The following is a 15325-nucleotide window of genomic DNA, read 5'->3' as shown; positions in this document are numbered from 1 at the left end:
CGGTAAGAAGGTTTACCCGGTCAACTCCGCGAGGCGCTCCCCGACCGCCTCGCGGTACTCCGCGGGTTCGTAGCCCAGCCGACCGATCCAGACGTCCTGGTACGAGGGGTGGAGGATCGGCAGCAGCCACGCCCCGAACCGGTCACAGCGGCGCGGTTCGAGCACCGTCCCGAGGAAGCCGTCGAGCGTCTCGCCCTCCGCTTCGAGGACCGTCGCCGTCGCGTGCTTGCCGGTCGCGAGGACGACGTCGGGCGCCACCGCGTCGAGTTCCGCCAGCAGGTGGCCCCGGCAGTTGCGCCGCTCCTCGGGCGCCGGTTCGCGGTTGGTCGTCGGATCGTCGCTCGCCGGGACGCACTTCACCGCGTTCGTGTAGTAGGCGTCGTCGCCGTAGCCGACCGCCTCGACGAGGTCGCGGATCCGCCGGCCGGAGTGCCGGGAGGTGTAGGCCTTCCCGGTCCAGTTGCCGCCCCGCCAGCGGTCGGCCTCGGGGTTCCCGTACCCCGGCGCCTCGCCGATCACGAACACCGCCGCGTCGGGGTCGCCGGTTCCCCACGAGATGCGCTCGCGGGCCGCCGCGAGGGCGGGACAGCGGTCGCAGTCCGGTTCGAGGACGTGGCGGGTCGTCGGGAACTCGGGCACGGTCGGGACGTGGGGCCGGCCGGGCTTAGGGGAGTCGGTCGCCGAACTCCCGTCGCCGCCGAAGGGACATGTTTACATTGCTCGGGATAACTATGGCTGGTAATGCCACTGCCCGACCCCGAACTGCTCGTCGAATCGCTCTCAGCCGTCGTCTACGTGGTGCTTGCCGGCGTCCTCACCGTCGGCGGCGTCGCCGCGGAGTACGCCAGCCTCCAGCACTTCGGCGGCGGGGAGCTGACGGTCGCACTCTGGATGGGCGCGATCGGCGGCGTCATGCTCTACGCGGGCGCGTACGGTCTCGGCTACCAGAAGGTCCTCGGCCGCCTCGTCTGACGTTCGGCAGCCGGACCTGCGAGACCGATTCCTCTTTACTGCCGGAGTGATTCACCACGGGTATGAGCCGGTTCGGCGAGGTGGACGACCAGTACGACCCCCACGCCCTCGAGGAGCGCGTCTTCGAGTACTGGGACGAGGTCGACGCCTACGAGCAGACAAAGCGGCACCGCGCGGACGGCGAGTCGTACTTCTTCGTCGACGGCCCGCCGTACACCTCCGGGGCGGCCCACATGGGGACCACCTGGAACAAGTCCCTGAAGGACGTCTACATCCGCTTCCTGCGGATGCAGGGGTACGACGTCACCGACCGCCCGGGCTACGACATGCACGGCCTGCCCATCGAGACGAAAGTCGAGGAGCGACTCGGCTTCGAGAACAAGAAGGACATCGAGGAGTTCGGCGAGGACGAGTTCATCGAGGCCTGCCTCGAGTACGCCGAGGAGCAACTCGAGGGCCTCCAGGAGGACTTCAAGTCCTTCGGCGTCTGGATGGACTGGGACGACCCGTACAAGACGGTCGACCCCGAGTACATGGAGGCCGCGTGGTGGGGCTTCGCGAAGGCCGCCGAGCGCGGCCTCGTCGAGAAGGGCCACCGCTCGATCAGCCAGTGTCCGCGCTGTGAGACCGCCATCGCCAACAACGAGGTCGAGTACGAGGACGTCGAGGACCCCTCGGTCTACGTCACGTTCGATCTGGCGGACCGCGAGGGCTCGCTCGTCGTCTGGACGACCACCCCGTGGACCATCCCGGCGAACACGTTCGTCGCGGTCGACCCCGACCTCGAGTACGTCGGCGTCCGCGCCGAGAAGGACGGCGAGAGCGAGGTCATCTACGTCGCCGCGGCCTGCGTCGAGGAGGTCCTGAAGAAGGGCCGCTACGAGGACTACGAGGTCGTCGAGGAACTGACCGGCGAGGAGATGGTCGGCTGGGCCTACGAGCACCCGCTGACCGACGAAGTGCCGGACCACCCCGACCACGAGGGCGCGCTGCAGGTCTACGAGGCCGACTACGTCGAGGCCGACCGCACCGGCCTCGTCCACTCCGCGCCGGGCCACGGCGAGGAGGACTTCCTCCGCGGGCGCGAACTCGGCTTCCCCATCTTCTGTCCCGTCGGCGGCGACGGCGTCTACACCGAGGAGGGCGGCAAGTACGAGGGCCAGTTCGTCAAAGAGGCCGACGAGGAGATCACCGCCGACCTCGAGGCCAACGGCGCCTTGCTGGCCTCCGAGACCGTCACCCACAGCTACGGCCACTGCTGGCGCTGTGACACGGGCATCATCCAGATCGTCACCGACCAGTGGTTCATCACGATCACCGACGTCAAGGACGAACTCCTCGAGAACATCGAGGACAGCGAGTGGTACCCCGAGTGGGCCCGCGACAACCGTTTCCGCGACTTCGTCGAGGAGGCCCCCGACTGGAACGTCTCCCGCCAGCGCTACTGGGGCATTCCCCTTCCGGTCTGGACCCCCGAGGACCGCGACGACGACGAGGACACGATCGTCGTCGGCACGCGCGAGGAACTCGCCGAGCGCGTCGACCAGGACGTCGACCCCGAGACCGTCGACCTCCACAAGGACACCGTCGACGAACTCACGATCACCGAGGACGGGACGACGTACACCCGCGTCCCGGACGTCTTCGACGTCTGGCTCGACTCCTCGGTGGCGTCGTGGGGCACCCTCGACTACCCCGAGGACGAGGACGCCTTCGCGGAACTGTGGCCCGCCGACTTCATCCTCGAGGCCCACGACCAGACCCGCGGCTGGTTCTGGTCCCAGCTAGGGATGGGCACGGCTGCCATGGGCGAGATCCCGTACGAGACGGTCCTGATGCACGGCCACGCCCTCGACGAGGACGGCCGCAAGATGTCCAAGTCCGTCGGCAACGTCGTCGAGCCCCACGAGGCGATCGACCGCCACGGCGCGGACGCAATGCGGCTGTTCCTGCTGTCGGCGAACCCGCAGGGCGACGACATGCGCTTCTCGTGGGACGGGATGCGGACGATGGAGAACCACCTCCGGACGCTGTGGAACGTCTTCCGCTTCCCGCTGCCGTACATGCGACTGGACGGCTTCGACCCCACCGAGACGCGGCTGGCGGACGTCGACGAAGACCTCGAACTCGTCGACGAGTGGGTACTCGCCCGCCTGCAGTCGACCAAGGCCGAGATGACCGCGGAGTTCGAGGCGTTCCGGCAGGACCGCGCGCTCGACGCGCTGCTCGAGTTCGTCGTCGAGGACGTCTCCCGGTTCTACGTTCAGGCCGTCCGCGAGCGGATGTGGGAGACGGAGGACAGCGCCTCCAAACGGGCCGCCTACGCCACCATCTACCGGGTGCTCCGCGAGGTCGTCGCGCTGCTCGCCCCCTACGCCCCGTTCGTCACCGATGAGATCTACGGCGTCCTGACCGGCGAGGACGGCCACCCGACGGTCCACATGGAGGACTGGCCCGCCGTCGACGACGACCGGGTCGACGAGGAACTCGAGGCGGACGTCGAGTTGCTGCGCGCCATCGAGGAGGCCGGCGCGAACGCCCGCCAGCAGGCCGGCCGCAAGCTTCGCTGGCCGGTCACGCGCGTCGTGGTCGCGGCCGACGACGAGCGCGTCGTCGAGGCCGTCCGGCGCCACGAGTCGCTGCTGGCCGACCGGCTCAACGCCCGCGAGGTCGAACTCGTCGGACCGGGCGAGCGCTGGGGCGAACTCGCCTACAGCGCCGAGGCCGACATGAGCGTCCTCGGGCCGGCCTTCGGCGGCCGCGCCGGCGAGGTGATGACCGCGCTCAACGAGGCCCGGATCGAGGAGCCGACGCTCGACGCGCTCGAAGACGCCGTCGACGACGCCCTCGACGAGTCCGTCGAACTCGACGCGGAGATGGTCTCGTTCGTCACCGAGACCCCCGAGGGCGTCGCGGGCACGGCGTTCGGCCTGAACGGCGACGACCGCGGCGTCGCCTACGTCGACGCCTCGCTCACCGACGACATCGAGAGCGAGGGTTACGCCCGCGAGGTCATCCGTCGCGTCCAGGAGATGCGCAAGGAACTCGACCTCGACGTCGAGGAGCGCATCGCGCTCGAACTCGAGATCGAGGACGACCGCGTCGCCGGCCTCGTCGCCGAGCGCGAGGACCTGATCCGCGAGGAGGTCCGCGCCGACGAACGCCGGCCCGTCGAGGACGGCCACCGCAAGGAGTGGGAGGTCGAGGGCGTGACGATGGAGATCGCGATCGAGCCGCTGGCGACGGCCGAGGCGTCGGACTGACGCGATTTCGGGTCCGTTTCGGCGGTCCCCGCTACTGCCGCTCGACCCGGAACCGACAGCGCTCGTCGCCGTCGTGGACGCAGCCCGTCTCGGTCACCGTCGCGTCCGCGCCGAGGTCGTCGACGAGTCCTTCGAGGATGCCGTGGGCCATCGCACAGTGGTCCCTGTCGGAGCGGTAGGTGACGACCGCGACGTCGCCGTCGCGCTCGCAGGTGATCGTCGGCGGGTCCGTCCCGTCTTTCGTCGAGAGTTCGGCGTAGATCGTTTCGAGCGAGTCGAGCACCTCGAAGGGGTCGCGGTCGGGGCGGACGTGGGCCTTGAACGTCTGCACGAGCACCGGCGCGAGCGAGCGACCGAAGTCGCGTTCGATCACGGCCGGGTCGTGGCCCGACATCGCCGCCAGCGCCTCGAGGATCGCCGCGACCTCCTCGTCGGGGTAGCGCGAGACCTGCAGGTACAGCTTCGGTTCGATCCCCGCCCGGTCGAGAACCGCCTCCCACGCCTCCTCGTCCGTTCGGTCGACGACGTAGTCCTTGAGCGTCTGGTGAACGATCCCGTGCATCGTGTTTCCCTGGCGGCGCGCGCCGCAGCGAGCGCACCGGTCCCTGATCGCTTGAAAATCCGGAAGGTGGGTACTTAATCGTTCGTCTCGAGGGCCGCGGCGAGCGCCGGCGCGACGGAGACGGCGCTCGCCGGTCCCTCGATCGTGTCGGTGCCGTAGATCGCTTCGACGCCCGCCCGCGAGAGCCGCGTGTGTGCGCTCCGGACCAGCAGCGGGTGGACGCAGGTCACGAAGATCCGGGCGGCCTCGCGCTCGCGGAGGACCCCGACGGCCTCGCTCATCGTGCCGCCGGTGGCGACGATGTCGTCGACGACGACGACGTCCCGGCCGGCGACGTCGACGTCGCTCGGGGTGACCTCGACTTCGGTGCCGGAGTGGCGGGTCTTCTCGAAGTAGTCGGTCTCGCCGCGGCCGTAGGCGTCCCGGACGGTTCCCGCGAGCCCCTCCGCGCCCGCGTCCGGCGCGATGAAGGTTGGATCGGCGAGGTCGTCGGGGAGGGGGTCGGCCAGCCGACCCGCGGCGTCGACGGCCGTCGCGGTCGGCTCGAAGAACTCGCAGACGGCCTCCTCGTGGGGGTTCACCGTGAGGACGCGGTCGGCGCCGGTCGAGACGGCCCGCGCGACCGCCCGCGCGGAGACGGCCTGGCCGTGCTCGAACGCCTCGTCCTGCCGGGCGTAGCCCATGTACGGGACGACGGTGACGATCTCCTCGGCGCCGGCCTCGCGGACGGCGTCCTGCAACTGGAGTAGTTCGACGTGGGCGTCGCTGGAGACCGTCGAGGCGACGATCACCGCCCGGTCGGCGTCGAACCCCGGCACCGCCGCGAACAGTTCGCCGTCGGGGAAGCGGTCGTACTCGACGGCGGCGAGCGGTTCCTCGAGTTCGCGCGCGAGCGCCGCCGCGAGCGCCTGCGACGCGGATCCGCTGACGATCATGGTCGACTCCACAGCGTGCGGGCTAAACCCGCTTTCGTTCTCGACGCCTCAGCCGCCAAACCCCGTCCTGCCCGACCCGCAGGGGCCGCCGTCGGCGTCGCTCAGGATCGAGAGGTCGCCGTCGCGGTCGATCAGCACGAGCAGGTTGAGACACGGGGGGTCGTTCCAGCTTGCGGGCGTCGCCTGTCCGATCTCCTCGCCGTCGACGCGGACCACGAGGCGGAACGCGCTGGGTTCGGTCCGCCAGCCGCGCTCTACGGTCACGCCCTCGTCGGCGTCGAGGTCGTGGGTCGACCAGTGCTGGATCTCCCTGTCGAACTCCACGATCACGTCGACCGTCCGGGACTGGTCGTCGAGGTTCTCGACGCCGATCTCGCCGAGGACGGTTCCGTCGCCGTCCGGGGCCTCGCCGTCCTCGTCCCCTTCGTCTTCGTCTTCGTCTTCGTCTTCGTCTTCGTCTCCGTCCGCGCTTCCGCGCGAGCAGCCGGCGAGTGCGGCCGTCCCCGCGGCGCCGGCCGCCGCCACCAGTCGCCGTCGCGTCAGGTCCATGTGACAGTGGCCCAGTTCGGAGGAGTTAATTCCTCGTCAGACGCGCGTCCGACGTCTCTCGCCGTCTCACGCCTCGACGCGCGCGGTCGGGACGGCGAGGGCGGTCACGCTCCGGACGCCGAGCGGGTGCGAACGCCACTCGCGCTCGCCGGCGTCGACGTCGCTCCTCGCGGCGAACGTCCCGTCCTCGGCGACGGCGTACGTCGCCGACTCGCCGTACGAAACGCCGGCGACGCCGTCGGCCGGCGCGCTCGTCTCGCGCCACGCCCCGTCGGCGTGGCGGTACCAGTCGCCGCCCGCGACCGCGTGGGCGCGGGCCAGCCGTCCCGGCTCCGCGAGCGGTTCCGCGGCGACGAGGTCGAACGCGCCCTCGCGGACCGCCATCCAGCCGTTGCCCAGCCTGTAGAGGCCGTCGCCGGTCGCCGCGAGGGGGACGCCCGCGGCGGAGACGTCCGTCGCGTCGGACAGGCCGGCGTGGTCGAGGCCGCCGTCGCGGACGCGGTAGACGCCCGCCGCGGTCGCCACGAGGTCGCCGTCGATCGCTCGAACCGTCAGGTCGGGATCGGCCGCGAGGTTGTCCCAGCCGTCGCCGTCGAACCGGGCGACGCGGCCGTCCGCGCTCGCCGCGAGCACGGCGCCGTCGTGGAACCCCACGGCGGTGGCCGGGCCGAACCCCGTCGGCTCGAACGCCGGGTCGTCGTCGCCCGCGCGGTCGGCCGCGAGCACGTCCTCGTCGGTCGCGACGGCGACGGCGTCGACGCCCGCGGCGACGTCCCGCGCCTCGCAGCGCTCGACGAGGCCGAACTCGCCGACGTTCTCGTCGGAGACGCGGACGCGGACCACGCCGACGGCGCTCGCGACGTAGGCCGCGAGCGCCCCCTCCCGGTCGCCGTAGACCCGCTTTTCGTCGATCGAGATCACGTCACGACCGTCGGGGCCGCGGGCCGAAAGCGTTCCGTTCGTCGCGGGCGATCCGACGGCGGTGGGAGGTCGGAACCCCTTTGACGGAGCCTGTCCGAATACCTCCTGATGAAGGTGTTCGGATCGAGCGGGACGCGCGGCGTCGCCAACGAGGAGCTGACGCCGGAGTTCGTCCTGCGCGTGGCGAAGGCGGCGGGGACCGCCTGGGGGGTCGACCGCGTCGCAGTCGCCCGCGACACCCGGTACACGGGACGGATGCTCGCCGACGCGGCCGCCAGCGGGCTCGCGAGCACGGGCACCGACGTCGACCGTCTCGGCGTCGTCCCGACGCCGGGCGCACAGGCCTACGCCGAGCGCGAGGGGGTGCCGACGATGGTGATCACGGCCTCGCACAACCCGCCGCAGTATAATGGGGTAAAGCTCGTCGGGAGCGACGGGGTCGAACTCGCCGTCTCGGACCTCGAAACCGTCGAGGAGACGCTGCTGGCGGAGACGTTCGCGGTCGCCCCGTGGGACGAGACGGGCCGGGTCCGCGAGGTCGAGGGCGTCCGCCGGGCGTACGTCGACGAACTGCTCGCGAGCGTCGACCGCGAGCGGATCGCCGACGCCGAGTTGACCGTCGCGCTCGACCCCGGCCACGGCGCGGGTTCGCTGACCAGCCCCGAGTTCTTCCGGAAGCTCGGCTGTCGGGTCGTCACGATCAACGGGCAGGCCGACGGCCACTTCCCCGGGCGCGACCCCGAACCCGTCCCGGACAACCTCCGCGACCTCGGCCGACTCGTCCGCGCGACCGACGCCGACCTCGGGATCGCCCACGACGGCGACGCCGACCGCGCCATCTTCTTCGACGAGACCGGCGAGTACGTCGAGGGCGATGCGACCCTCGCCGCGCTCGCGGCCGCCGAACTCGACTCCGACGATACGACGGTCTCCGCGGTCAACGTCTCCCAGCGGCTGGTCGACGTCGCAAACGAGGTCGGCGCCGCCCTCGAACTGACGCCGATCGGGTCGACGAACATCATCACCCGGATCGAGGAACTCGAGGCCAACGGCCGGCACGTCCCCATCGCCGGCGAGGGCAACGGCGGCATCTTCTTCCCCGACTACCGCCTCGCCCGCGACGGCGCCTACACCGCCGCGCGCTTCCTCGAACTCGTCGCCGAGCGCCCCGCCAGCGAGATCGTCGCCCCCTACGGCGGCTACGCCAACGTCCGGCGCAACGTCGGCTACGAGTCGACCGCCGAGCGCGACGCGATGCTCGACGCCGCGGCCAATCAGGCCCAGAAGGCCGACGCCGAACTCAACACCCGCGACGGCTACCGCATCGACCACGGCGACGCGTGGGTGCTCGCGCGCCCCTCCGGCACCGAACCGCTCGTGCGCGTCTACGCCGAGGCCCGCGACCGCGACCGCGCCGAGGAACTGGCCGGCGACATGTACGACGCGCTGGTCGCCGCGAAGGAAGGCGCCTGAGCGGCCGCGGTCGATCCGCGATCGCGGGTCGACTTCGCGGGGTGAACCCCCTCAGACCGGGTCCTCGACCGCGAGTAACTCCTCCAGCCGGTCCCGCTCGGTCCGCAGTTCTTCGAGTTCGTCGGCGACGCGGCCGTCGGCCAGCCGCTCGCGCTCCTCGGGCGAGAGCCGGTCGCGGGCGACGGCGGCCGTCCGCAGCCGTTCGTACTCGTCGTCGCGGGTCAGCGCGCGCACCTCGCGCAGCGCCGCGACGACCTCCTCGTCGGCGACGCGGTCGACGAACGGCCGGAGTTCGCGGGCCCGGTGGCGCAGGACGGTCGCGGGGCCGGGCGGCCAGCCGACCGTCAGCGGGCCGGCGTCGATCCCGGTCAGGTAGGTCCGCCGGGTGGCCACCCGCCGCTTGAGTTCGTCGGCGTCGTCGACGTAGTGGTCGAGTTTCGACCGCGAGTAGTCGGCGTACTCCAGCAGGTCGGGGATCGAGTACTCGCCGGCGGGGTTCGTCTCGACGTACTCGCGCAGTTCCGCCGGCGGCCGTTCGAACGGGACGAACGGGTACCAGCGGCTGCGGTCGAGCAGGGCGAACACCTCGCGGGCGGACGCCGCGTCGCGGTAGCGCTCGAAGGCCTCGCGGATCGCCGCGTCGTAGGCCTCGATCGGCTCGCGGAGGCGGTCGACCGGCGCGTCGAGGTCCGCGGTCGCGAGGTCGAGCAGGCGCTCGCGCTCGGCGATCTCGTCGTCGACCGCACGGCGACGCTTGCTCGCTTCCGTCCGAGCGACCGCCAGTTCCTCGCGGGCGGTCTCGCGCTCGTCGACGAGGTCGGCGAACGTCGCGGCGGGTTCGAGGGCGGCCTCGGCGCGCTCGAAGTCGGACTCGTGTAGCCGTCGCTTGTCGATCGCCTCCAGCGCCGACCCGAAGGCCTCCCGTCGGGGGAGGTCCTCGGGGAGCGACTCCACCAGCGATTCGAACTGTCCCTCGAGCTGGACGTACGCCTTGAACGTCTCCCGGCCGGTGCCAGTCGCGCGGTCGACGTACTCGTCGAGCAGGTCCGACGCGGTCCGGTAGGCGTCGGCCACCCGCTCGACGGTGTCGGCGCCGCGGTCGTCGATCCGTTCTTCGACGTCCGCGAGGCGCTGGCGGGCGCGTTCGAGGCGAGCGGCGGGGTCGTCGCGCTGGCGCGTCTCGCTCATCCCGGTCACTCGTAGACGTCGTCGGGGTCGAAGACCGTCTCGCCGACGTTCTCGCCGTCGACCGTCCGGTAGAAACACGACCGGTGGCCGGTGTGGCAGGCTCCACCTTCCTGGTCGACGAGGTAGAGGAGGGCGTCGGCGTCGCAGTCGACGCGCACCTCCGCGACGCGCTGGACGTGCCCGCTCGTGTCGCCTTTCTTCCAGAGGTCCTCGCGGCTGCGCGAGTAGTAGTGGGCGTATCCGGTCTCGCGGGTCCGTTCCAGCGCCTCCGGCGAGGCGTACGCCAGCATCAGTACCTCGCCGCTCTCCCGGTCCTGTGCGACGGCGGGAACCAGTCCGTCCTCGCCGAAGTCGACCTCGACTCCGTCGTCCATGTCCGACGGGATGACCGTCGGGGCGATAGGTCTTTTGCCGCCGGCGACCCGAGTCGGTCGGTCAGCGGCGGGGAATCAGTCGTCGGCGGTGCGCTCCGCTTCGCTCTCGCTTCCGGACTCGCGCGGCCCGCCGGCGTGGCCCTCGTGGGCGAGGGCGGTCTCGCGGAGGGCCCGCGAGACGGCCGGGACCTCGTCGTCGCCGACCGGCCCCGCCGACTCGATCTCGTCGAGCGAGCGCGGGAACGCCCGGAGGTCCTTGTGGATCGCGATGCCGGCGTTCGCGCCCTCGCCCATCGCGACCGGGATCTGGTTGTGTCCGGGCGTGAGGTCGCCGACGGCGTACACCCCCTCGACGGAGGTGCGGCCGTGGTCGTCGACGGCGACGGTGCCGTCGTCGTTGCGCTCGACGCCGAGGTCCTCGGCGAGCGCGGCGCGGTAGTTCGAGCCGTACATCGGGAAGCCGCCGCGGTACGGGCGGACCTCGCCGTCCTCGAATTCGAGGGCGGCGAGCCAGCCGCTTTCGTCGCGCTCGACGCCGGTCACCTCGTGCTCGATCACGTCGACGGGGTGGTTCGCGAGCAGTTCGGCGGTCTCCTCGCTCCAGGCCGGTTCGTCGCCGCGGGTCAGCAGGTCCACCTCGTCGGTGAAGTTGAGCAGGATCATCGCGACGTAGGCGGCCGAGTCGCCGGTCCCCATCACGAACACCGGTTCGTCGACGAACATGAACGCGTCGCAGTGCAGACACCAGTGGAGTCCCCGGCCGGTCGGCGGCAGCGGGGGGTCCGGGCGCCGGTCGGTAAAGCCCGTCGCGAGGACGACCCGGCGCACCCGGAACGTCTCGTCGCCGTCGGTCCCGACGCGGAAGCCGTCGTCCGCGTCGTCGCCGAGGGCCGTGACGTCCTCGACGTGGCTCCGGCGGAAGTCGGCGCCGTACCCCTGTACCTGCTCGCGCGCGGTCGCCAGGAACTCGACGCCGGAGACGTCCTCGGTGACGCCGATGACGTTGTGGGTGTCTTGCATCATCGCCGCGCGGCCGCCGCCGCGGTCGACGACGAGGGTGTCCAGTCCGAGTCGCGTCGCGTAGAGCGCGGCCGTCAGTCCTGCGGGGCCACCGCCGACGACCGCCACGTCGTAGTCGAAGCCTGCGTCGCTCATCCTCGGTGGGTAGGCAGCGGACGCCTAAAGGGCGACCGTTCGCGGAAATCCCTAGTGTCCGTTCAGCGTGATGTACCGGACGCCGACGATCCGGTCGTCGCCTTCGAGTTCCTCGCGGGCGGCCTCGGGGACCTCGCCGTCGACGTTGTAGACGGTCAGCGCCTCGCCGCCGTGGGCCTCGCGGGCGTTGAACATCCCGGCGATGTTGACGCCGTGGCTGCCCATCACCGTGCCGATGAGGCCGATGACGCCGGGTTCGTCGGCGTTGCGCGTGACGACCATCCGGCCGTGGGGGATCGCGTCGACGCGGTAGCCGTCGATCCGGACGATCCGGGGGTCGTCGCCGGCGAACAGCGTCCCGTCGACGGAGATCTCGTCCTCGCCGTCGCCGACGGTCACCGAGACGAGGCTCTGGAAGTCGGCGGCCTGTCGGGTCTTCGACTCGGTGACATCGACGCCGCGGTCGTCGGCGATCTGCGGGGCGTTGACGGCGTTGACCTGCCACTCCAGCGGCTCGAAGACGCCCTTCAGGGCGCTCGCGGTGACGAACTCGACGTCCTCCGCGGCGATCTCGCCCTCGTACGTGACCTCGATCTCCTCGATGCGGCCGTCGAGCAACTGGGCGGCGATCTTGCCGGCGGTCTCGGCGATCTCGACGTACGGTTCGAGCCGGGGGAACGCGCTCTCGTCGATCGAGGGCGCGTTGAGCGCGTTGGCGACGGGTTCGCCGGCGAGGGCGGCGACGACCTGGTCGGCGGTGGAGGTGGCGACGTTCTCCTGGGCGGCCTCGGTCGAGGCCCCGAGGTGGGGCGTGACGACGATCTCGTCGTGTTCGAGCAGCGGCGACCCCGCGGGCAGGGGCTCCTCGGCGAAGACGTCCAGCGCCGCGCCGGCGAGCGTGCCGTCCTCGACTTTCGCCGCGAGGGCGTCCTCGTCGACGATGCCGCCGCGGCCGACGTTGACGAGGTAGCCCCCGTCGAGCAGGTCGAGTTCGGTCTCGCCGATCATCCCCTCGGTCTCGGGGGTCAGCGGCGTGTGGATCGTGAGGAAGTCGGCCCGGTCGAGGCAGGCCTCGAACTCGACGAGTTCGGCGCCGATGCGCTCGGCGCGGTCCTCGCTGATGTAGGGGTCGAAGGCGACGACGTCCATCCCGAGCGAGTCGAGTTTCTTCGCGACCTCCTGGCCGACGCGGCCGAGGCCGACGACGCCGAGGGTCTTGCCGTCGAGTTCGGCGCCGAGGTAGTCGCCTTTCGCCCACTCGCCGTTTTTCAGCCGGACGTGTGCCTGCGGAACCGAGCGGGCGACGGCGAAGGTCATCGCGACGGTGTGTTCGGCCGCCGCGCGGACGTTGCCCTCCGGCGCGTTGGCGACGATGACGCCCTCGTCGGTGGCGGCGTCGATGTCGATGTTGTCGACGCCGATGCCCGCGCGCCCGACGATCACGAGTTCCTCGGCCGCCGCGAACACCTCGCGGGTGACCTCCGTCCCGGAGCGTACGATCAGTCCGTGGGCGTCGGAAACGGCGTCGAGGAGGTCCTCGCCCTCGAGTTCGTAGCCCGTCTCGACCTCGTGGCCGGCGTCGCGGAGCGCGTCCAGACCCGCGTCCGCGATGGGGTCCGTGACCAGCACCTTCATGGACGAGTGAACCGCGCCCGCGGCGGGTAAACCTTCCGTTGCCAGCAGTACTGACGACTCACAGCGTGATCAGCGCGGCGCCGACGACGATCAGCGCCGCGCCGGCGACGACGCCCCGCGTGACCCGCTCGACGTCCCGCAGGAGGACCGCCGCGAAGACGACGGTGAAAAGCGGCGCGGTCGCCACGAGCGGGTCGACGAGGGCGATCCGGCCGTCTTCGAGGCCCAGCGCGGTCATCAGCGCGACCATCGCGACGGTCGTCAGCAGGCCGCTGCCGGCGAAGTAGGTGTAACTCTCCCGTGGCACCCGGAGGGCGTCCCGGCCGCGGGTGACCGCGAGGTAGCCGACGAGGACGGCCAGCCCCGTAGTCTCGTTGATCGCCACCGCTTCGAGCGCCGAGACGGAGGCGCCGGTCAGCCCGTAGCGCCGGGCGACGTTCGCGAGGGCGAAGAAGGCGGCCGCGAGGATCGGCCAGACGAGGTCGCGGGGCTCCCAGCCGCCGAGGTCGCCGCCCTTCGAGACCGCCAGCGTCGCGAGGCCGGCGACGAGGACGACCACGCCGACGGCCGTCACCGGCCCCAGCGGTTCGCCCAGCCAGACGAGCGCGATCAGCGTCGCGAACAGCGGCCGCGAACTCAGGATCGCGCTGTTGAGGCTCGCGCCGACGCGGTCGACGCCGACGAAGATGACGATCCGGCCGATCGAGGAGCCGATGGCCCCCGCGAAGACGAACGCCGCGAGCGCCTCCGTCGTCAGCCCCGAGAACGCCGACCCGCCACGGAGCGTCGCGATGAGGATCCAGTACAGCGTCGAGTCGACGCAGACGAGCACGAGCGACGCCTGCAGCGAGGTGCCGCCGGCGGCCATCCCGCGCTTGTCGAGGATCGGCGTGAACCCCCAGAGGATCGCCGGCACCAGCGCGAACGCGATCACCTCGACCGGCGCGCTCGTCACCCCTCGGTCACCCCGGCGTCCGTTCCGCTCACTTCCGACAGTTCGTTTCGGCGGGGAAGACGGTTGCGGTGTCTGTGCCGGCGGCGACTGTGCGAACCTGAACTGGTTTATCCGCCCGGTCGCAACGGCCAGCCATGACACTCGTCGCCTTCGACTTCGACGGGACGCTGTCGGACTCCGAGATGACCGTGCTGCTCGGCGAGCGCTGTGGCGTCGCCGCCGACATGGCCGAGATCACCGAGCGGGCGATGAACGACGAGATCGGGTACGCAGAGAGCCTGCGCTCGCGGGCGGCCCTGCTCGAAGGGCTCCCGGAGGCCGACGCCGAGGACGCCTACGCGGACGTCGAACTCCGCGAGGGCGCCGCCGACCTGCTCCGGGACCTGAACGCGGCGGGGGTCACGACGGCGATCCTGACCGGCGGCTTCGAGCGCGGCGTCGCGGCCGCCCTCGACCGCGAGGGGGTCGCCGTCGACCGGATCGTCTCGAACCGCCTGCCGGTCGTCGACGGCGAACTCACCGGCGAGGTCGAGGGGCCGCTGATCGAGGGGACGAAGGATACGGCGCTCGAAGACCTCGCGGCCGAGACGGGCGTCCCGGTCGAGGGGACCGTCGCCGTCGGCGACGGGGCGAACGACCTGCCGATGCTCCGGGTCGCGGGGCTGGCGATCGGCTTCGACCCGAAACCGGCCGTTTCCCCCCACTGTGACGTGGTCGTCGACTCGATGGCCGGGGTACGCGACCGGTTACTCGCCGAGGGCGTCCTCGAACGGGCCTGAGCGGCCCCGCGCCCGTCGTCTCGCGACGCGCGACGCTCTCCCGCGGGCGACTCTCGCCGCCCGACGAATTTTAATACAACGTTCGGTTTTTGAAACCAACGGAGTTTTTACTCGCGACCGAGTTCCAATCGTTCGTGATGTGGCAAGACCTCGTGTTCATGCTCGGCAGCGGCCTCTCGATCGTCTTCCTCGCTCCCACGCTGCGGGACTCGTCGGCGCGCGTTCCGCTCGGCACGAGTCTGCCGTCGATGACCGTCGGCGGCGCCTACGCGGTCACCTTCACCACGCTCGACATGACGTTCTCGGCGGCCGGGGCGCTCTCGGCCGGCAGCATGTGGGCGTTAATCGCGCTTTTCCGCTCTCCCGGCACCGGCGCCGGGACGCTCACCCGTCGCGAGGACCTCCGACTGCTCGCCCGGGACGTCCGTCGCGTGGTCGAGCGACGCCGCGACCCCGCGTCGGTCGCCGACCAGTACGTGACGGCCGAGGCGGCGGCCCCGCCGACGTCGCCCCGCGACCGCGAGGCCGTCGACGCGCCCGGCGTCGCCGGCGACTGACGCCGGA

At 71.3% G+C, this 15325-nt stretch carries 15 protein-coding genes; 5 read left to right on the top strand and 10 right to left on the bottom strand.

What is annotated here, in order from left to right:
* Positions 1-12 precede the first annotated feature (12 nt).
* Positions 13-639, bottom strand: coding sequence for a uracil-DNA glycosylase (locus NKG98_RS12235; RefSeq protein WP_254766202.1), 627 nt, complete (start codon positions 637-639; stop codon positions 13-15).
* A 102-nt stretch (positions 640-741) separates the two neighbouring features.
* Here NKG98_RS12235 and NKG98_RS12230 point away from each other — a divergent pair, with 102 nt between their 5' ends.
* Complete coding sequence (locus tag NKG98_RS12230; RefSeq protein ID WP_254766201.1) at positions 742-972, top strand: DUF8151 family protein; 231 nt, start codon at positions 742-744, stop codon at positions 970-972.
* A 62-nt stretch (positions 973-1034) separates the two neighbouring features.
* Positions 1035-4235: an isoleucine--tRNA ligase gene (gene ileS / locus NKG98_RS12225; protein WP_254766200.1), complete on the top strand. Its 3201-nt coding sequence runs from the start codon at positions 1035-1037 to the stop codon at positions 4233-4235.
* A gap of 31 nt (positions 4236-4266) precedes the next feature.
* Here ileS and NKG98_RS12220 read toward each other — a convergent pair whose 3' ends face one another.
* The 4 genes from NKG98_RS12220 to NKG98_RS12205 all read right to left on the bottom strand — a co-directional run bounded on the left by NKG98_RS12220 (position 4267) and on the right by NKG98_RS12205 (position 7202).
* Complete coding sequence (locus NKG98_RS12220; protein WP_254766199.1) at positions 4267-4797, bottom strand: heme NO-binding domain-containing protein; 531 nt, start codon at positions 4795-4797, stop codon at positions 4267-4269.
* Positions 4798-4871: 74 nt separating this feature from the next.
* The gene (locus NKG98_RS12215) at positions 4872-5732 is read right to left on the bottom strand and encodes a ribose-phosphate diphosphokinase (protein ID WP_254766198.1); all 861 of its coding nucleotides are present in this window, start codon (positions 5730-5732) and stop codon (positions 4872-4874) included.
* Positions 5733-5780: 48 nt separating this feature from the next.
* The gene (locus NKG98_RS12210) at positions 5781-6281 is read right to left on the bottom strand and encodes a hypothetical protein (RefSeq protein ID WP_254766197.1); all 501 of its coding nucleotides are present in this window, start codon (positions 6279-6281) and stop codon (positions 5781-5783) included.
* Between the two features lie 66 nt (positions 6282-6347).
* Positions 6348-7202, bottom strand: a complete 855-nt coding sequence (locus NKG98_RS12205; RefSeq protein WP_254766196.1) for an HVO_0234 family beta-propeller protein — start codon at positions 7200-7202, stop codon at positions 6348-6350.
* 108 nt (positions 7203-7310) lie between these two features.
* Here NKG98_RS12205 and glmM point away from each other — a divergent pair, with 108 nt between their 5' ends.
* Positions 7311-8675 carry a phosphoglucosamine mutase gene (glmM, locus tag NKG98_RS12200; protein WP_254766195.1) on the top strand — a complete coding sequence of 455 codons (1365 nt, stop codon included), beginning with the start codon at positions 7311-7313 and terminating at the stop codon, positions 8673-8675.
* Positions 8676-8726: 51 nt separating this feature from the next.
* On the opposite strand, the gene NKG98_RS12195 is transcribed toward glmM, so the two are convergent.
* From NKG98_RS12195 to NKG98_RS12175, 5 genes are all read right to left on the bottom strand, one after another.
* Positions 8727-9863, bottom strand: coding sequence for a DUF7118 family protein (locus tag NKG98_RS12195; protein WP_254766194.1), 1137 nt, complete (start codon positions 9861-9863; stop codon positions 8727-8729).
* A gap of 5 nt (positions 9864-9868) precedes the next feature.
* Positions 9869-10237, bottom strand: a complete 369-nt coding sequence (hisI, locus tag NKG98_RS12190; RefSeq protein WP_254766193.1) for a phosphoribosyl-AMP cyclohydrolase — start codon at positions 10235-10237, stop codon at positions 9869-9871.
* A 75-nt stretch (positions 10238-10312) separates the two neighbouring features.
* A complete protein-coding gene (locus NKG98_RS12185) occupies positions 10313-11392 on the bottom strand; it encodes an NAD(P)/FAD-dependent oxidoreductase (protein ID WP_254766192.1) in 1080 nt (359 codons plus the stop codon).
* A gap of 51 nt (positions 11393-11443) precedes the next feature.
* The gene (serA, locus tag NKG98_RS12180; protein ID WP_254766191.1) at positions 11444-13027 is read right to left on the bottom strand and encodes a phosphoglycerate dehydrogenase; all 1584 of its coding nucleotides are present in this window, start codon (positions 13025-13027) and stop codon (positions 11444-11446) included.
* Between the two features lie 58 nt (positions 13028-13085).
* Positions 13086-13982: an EamA family transporter gene (locus NKG98_RS12175; RefSeq protein WP_254766190.1), complete on the bottom strand. Its 897-nt coding sequence runs from the start codon at positions 13980-13982 to the stop codon at positions 13086-13088.
* Positions 13983-14116: 134 nt separating this feature from the next.
* On the opposite strand from NKG98_RS12175, the gene serB reads away from it, so the two are divergent.
* Together serB and NKG98_RS12165 are read left to right on the top strand one after the other, a co-directional pair.
* Positions 14117-14761, top strand: coding sequence for a phosphoserine phosphatase SerB (gene serB, locus NKG98_RS12170; protein WP_254766189.1), 645 nt, complete (start codon positions 14117-14119; stop codon positions 14759-14761).
* Between the two features lie 134 nt (positions 14762-14895).
* Positions 14896-15318: a hypothetical protein gene (locus tag NKG98_RS12165; protein ID WP_254766188.1), complete on the top strand. Its 423-nt coding sequence runs from the start codon at positions 14896-14898 to the stop codon at positions 15316-15318.
* Positions 15319-15325: the final 7 nt, after the last annotated feature.

This window comes from Salinilacihabitans rarus (assembly GCF_024296665.1).
Lineage (GTDB): Archaea > Halobacteriota > Halobacteria > Halobacteriales > Natrialbaceae > Salinilacihabitans > Salinilacihabitans rarus.
The sequence above is the reverse complement of the archived record's forward strand: the minus strand, read 5'-3'. Positions and strand labels throughout refer to the sequence as shown.